Here is a 3,730-nt window from a genome sequence, read left to right on the forward strand (position 1 = left end):
GGTGAGCCGGGCTGTTTTGATTTGGTTGCGGGGACAGGATTTGAACCTGTGACCTTCAGGTTATGAGCCTGACGAGCTACCGGGCTGCTCCACCCCGCGCCACCTATGAGCAAGCGTGAGCTTGCTTCGACCTCTGGAAGCAGGTGTTTTCTGCTTCGATCTCTGGAAGCAGGTGTCTCTGCTTCGATGTTTGGAAGCGGGCGATTGCCTGCTTCGCGCCGCCAAATTGAAAGGGCCGCTTACGCGGCCCGTTGTCCCGTTGGCGGGCCTGTTCGTGAAGAGAAGATTTCACATCCATCCGATTGGATGTGAGTTTAACGTGCGTTTGGCAGACCTGGCAGCGACCTACTCTCCCGCGTCTTGAGACGAAGTACCATCAGCGCTGGAGCGTTTCACGGCCGAGTTCGGAATGGGATCGGGTGCAGCCGCTCCGCCATAACCACCAGGTCGGCAAAACGCACGTTATTCGAGAAGCTGGGTTAGGGATTGGGCAGTAGGCAATAGTGAATAGGGGATGCCTATTCGCTATTGGCTCGTTGCTCTTCACCTGTCTTTTTGTGCCTGAGCGACATCCACAGTTTGCTTTCGGGCGAAGCCCGCAAGCGCGACTGCGCGTCGCCGGTCGTCCGGCGCCCTCGCGGAGCATAGGCCCGTAAGGGCCGCTCATGCGTGAGCGCTGGCCAGACCATCGTGTTTCACGATGGGCATAAGGAATGAGAACGATCAAGCCGATCGAACTATTAGTACCGGTAAGCTTCAAGCGTTGCCGCTCTTCCACACCCGGCCTATCAACGTGGTCGTCTTCCACGGTTCTCAGGGAATACTCGTTTTAAGGTGGGTTTCCCGCTTAGATGCCTTCAGCGGTTATCCCGTCCGGATATAGCTACCCTGCTATGCGGCTGGCGCCACAACAGGTCCACCAGAGATCCGTCCATCCCGGTCCTCTCGTACTAGGGACAGATCCTTTCAATATTCCTACACCCACGGCAGATAGGGACCGAACTGTCTCACGACGTTCTGAACCCAACTCACGTACCGCTTTAAATGGCGAACAGCCATACCCTTGGGACCTGCTCCAGCCCCAGGATGCGATGAGTCGACATCGAGGTGCCAAACAACCCCGTCGATATGGACTCTTGGGGGTCATCAGCCTGTTATCCCCGGCGTACCTTTTATCCGTTGAGCGATGGCCCTTCCACGCGGGACCACCGGATCACTATGACCGACTTTCGTCTCTGCTCGACTTGTCAGTCTCGCAGTCAGGCAGGCTTATGCCATTGCACTCAGCGAACGATTTCCGACCGTTCTGAGCCCACCATCGCGCGCCTCCGTTACTCTTTAGGAGGCGACCGCCCCAGTCAAACTACCCACCATACATTGTCCCGGACCCGGATAACGGGCCGCGGTTAGACATCCATAGTGATAAGGGTGGTATTTCAAGGGTGGCTCCACCTGAGCTGGCGCCCAGGCTTCAAAGCCTACCACCTATCCTACACATGCCACTACGAATGCCAATGTAAAGCTATAGTAAAGGTGCACGGGGTCTTTCCGTCTAACCGCAGGAACCCCGCATCTTCACGGGGAATTCAATTTCACTGAGTCTATGCTGGAGACAGCGGGGAAGTCGTTACGCCATTCGTGCAGGTCGGAACTTACCCGACAAGGAATTTCGCTACCTTAGGACCGTTATAGTTACGGCCGCCGTTTACTGGGGCTTCGATTCAGAGCTTGCACCCCTCCTCTTAACCTTCCAGCACCGGGCAGGCGTCAGACCCTATACGTCGCCTTGCGGCTTCGCAGAGCCCTGTGTTTTTGATAAACAGTCGCTACCCCCTGGTCTGTGCCACCCTCCTCTGCTTGCGCAGAAAAGGGTCACGCTTCTTCCGAAGTTACGCGTGCAATTTGCCGAGTTCCTTCAGCATAGTTCTCTCAAGCGCCTTGGTATACTCTACCAGACCACCAGTGTCGGTTTCGGGTACGGTCTATAAGGAGGAGCTATTTCCTGGAACCACTCCGCTGCCCGTTCAATCCGATAAGATTGGACAACTTGTGTGATCCGTCACTACCTCCAGGCCCACGAATATTAACGTGGTTCCCATCGACTACGCGTTTCCGCCTCGTCTTAGGGGCCGGCTAACCCTGCTCAGATTAGCTTTAAGCAGGAACCCTTGGTCTTTCGGCGGGGGAGTCTCTCACTCCCCTTACGTTACTCATGTCAGCATTCGCACTTCTGATACCTCCACCACCCCTCACGGGTATGGCTTCATCAGCTTACAGAACGCTCCGCTACCGCTCGTGATTGCTCACGAACCCTAAGCTTCGGTGTATGGCTTTAGCCCCGGTACATTTTCGGCGCAAAGACCCTTATTTAGACCAGTGAGCTGTTACGCTTTCTTTAAATGATGGCTGCTTCTAAGCCAACATCCTGGTTGTTTTGGGATCCTCACATCCTTTCCCACTTAGCCATAACTTGGGGACCTTAGCTGTAGGTCAGGGTTGTTTCCCTTTTCACGACGGACGTTAGCACCCGCCGTGTGTCTGCCGACTAGTACTCCCAGGTATTCGGAGTTTGGTTAGGTTTGGTAATCCGGTGAGGACCCCTAGCCCATCCAGTGCTCTACCCCCTGGGGTATTCGGTCGACGCTCTACCTAAATAGATTTCGCGGAGAACCAGCTATTTCCGAGTTTGATTGGCCTTTCACCCCTAGCCACAAGTCATCCCGAACTATTGCAACAGTTATGGGTTCGGTCCTCCAGTAAGTGTTACCTTACCTTCAACCTGCTCATGGCTAGATCACTCGGTTTCGGGTCTAATGCGACGAACTGAACGCCCTGTTCAGACTCGCTTTCGCTGCGCCTACACCTAGCGGTTTAAGCTTGCTCGTCACACTAAGTCGCTGACCCATTATACAAAAGGTACGTGGTCACCCTTGCGGGCTCCCACTGTTTGTAGGCAATCGGTTTCAGGTACTCTTTCACTCCCCTTGTCGGGGTGCTTTTCACCTTTCCCTCACGGTACTAGTTCGCTATCGGTCATGCACGAGTACTTAGGCTTGGAGGGTGGTCCCCCCAATTTCAGACAGGATTTCACGTGTCCCGCCTTACTCGAGGACGATTGATCGCATTACGCGTACGGGGCTGTCACCCACTATGGCCCTACTTTCCAGAAGGTTCCGCTTGTCTCTCAATCGCCACTGGCCTGGTCCGGGTTCGCTCGCCACTACTTCCGGAGTCTCGGTTGATGTCCTTTCCTACGGGTACTTAGATGTTTCAGTTCCCCGCGTTCGCCACTTTATCCCTATGTATTCAGGATAAGTTACCTATAACAGATCCTTGGAAACCACAGCAGCAAGACGGTCTTTCGACCACTGGCTGCTCTGATTTTCCAAGCACCTTAGGTGGGTTTCCCCATTCGGAAATCTACGGATCAAAGGGTATTCGCACCTCCCCGTAGCTTATCGCAGCGTATCACGTCCTTCATCGCCTGTGCATGCCAAGGCATCCACCAATTGCCCTTAAGACACTTGATCGTTCTCATTGCCAATACCCATCCGCGCGATCCCGAAAGGATCGTCGCCTGAGCCAGATCCTGTGCGGGATATGGCTCGATGTCATTGGCACAAAAAGACCAGCTTCTCGAGATCGGTTCGAGGGCGCGGTTAGGCAAACCCATCATATGCGGGAGATTGAGCGTCTCCCGCGACAAATCACGACCCTTTCGGATCATGAA

Annotated in this window: 1 tRNA gene and 2 rRNA genes; all 3 read right to left on the reverse strand. The window is 54.5% G+C overall.

From position 1 onward, the window contains the following. Window positions 1–22 precede the first annotated feature (22 nt). A tRNA-Met gene (locus tag LB547_RS32160) sits at window positions 23–99 on the reverse strand. 233 nt (window positions 100–332) lie between these two features. After that, a 5S ribosomal RNA gene (rrf, locus tag LB547_RS32165) occupies window positions 333–447 on the reverse strand. A gap of 272 nt (window positions 448–719) precedes the next feature. Beyond that, window positions 720–3,530, reverse strand: a 23S ribosomal RNA gene (locus tag LB547_RS32170). Window positions 3,531–3,730 lie beyond the last annotated feature (200 nt).

The sequence above is a fragment of the Mesorhizobium sp. B264B1B genome, from assembly GCF_020165765.1.
Classification (GTDB): domain Bacteria; phylum Pseudomonadota; class Alphaproteobacteria; order Rhizobiales; family Rhizobiaceae; genus Mesorhizobium.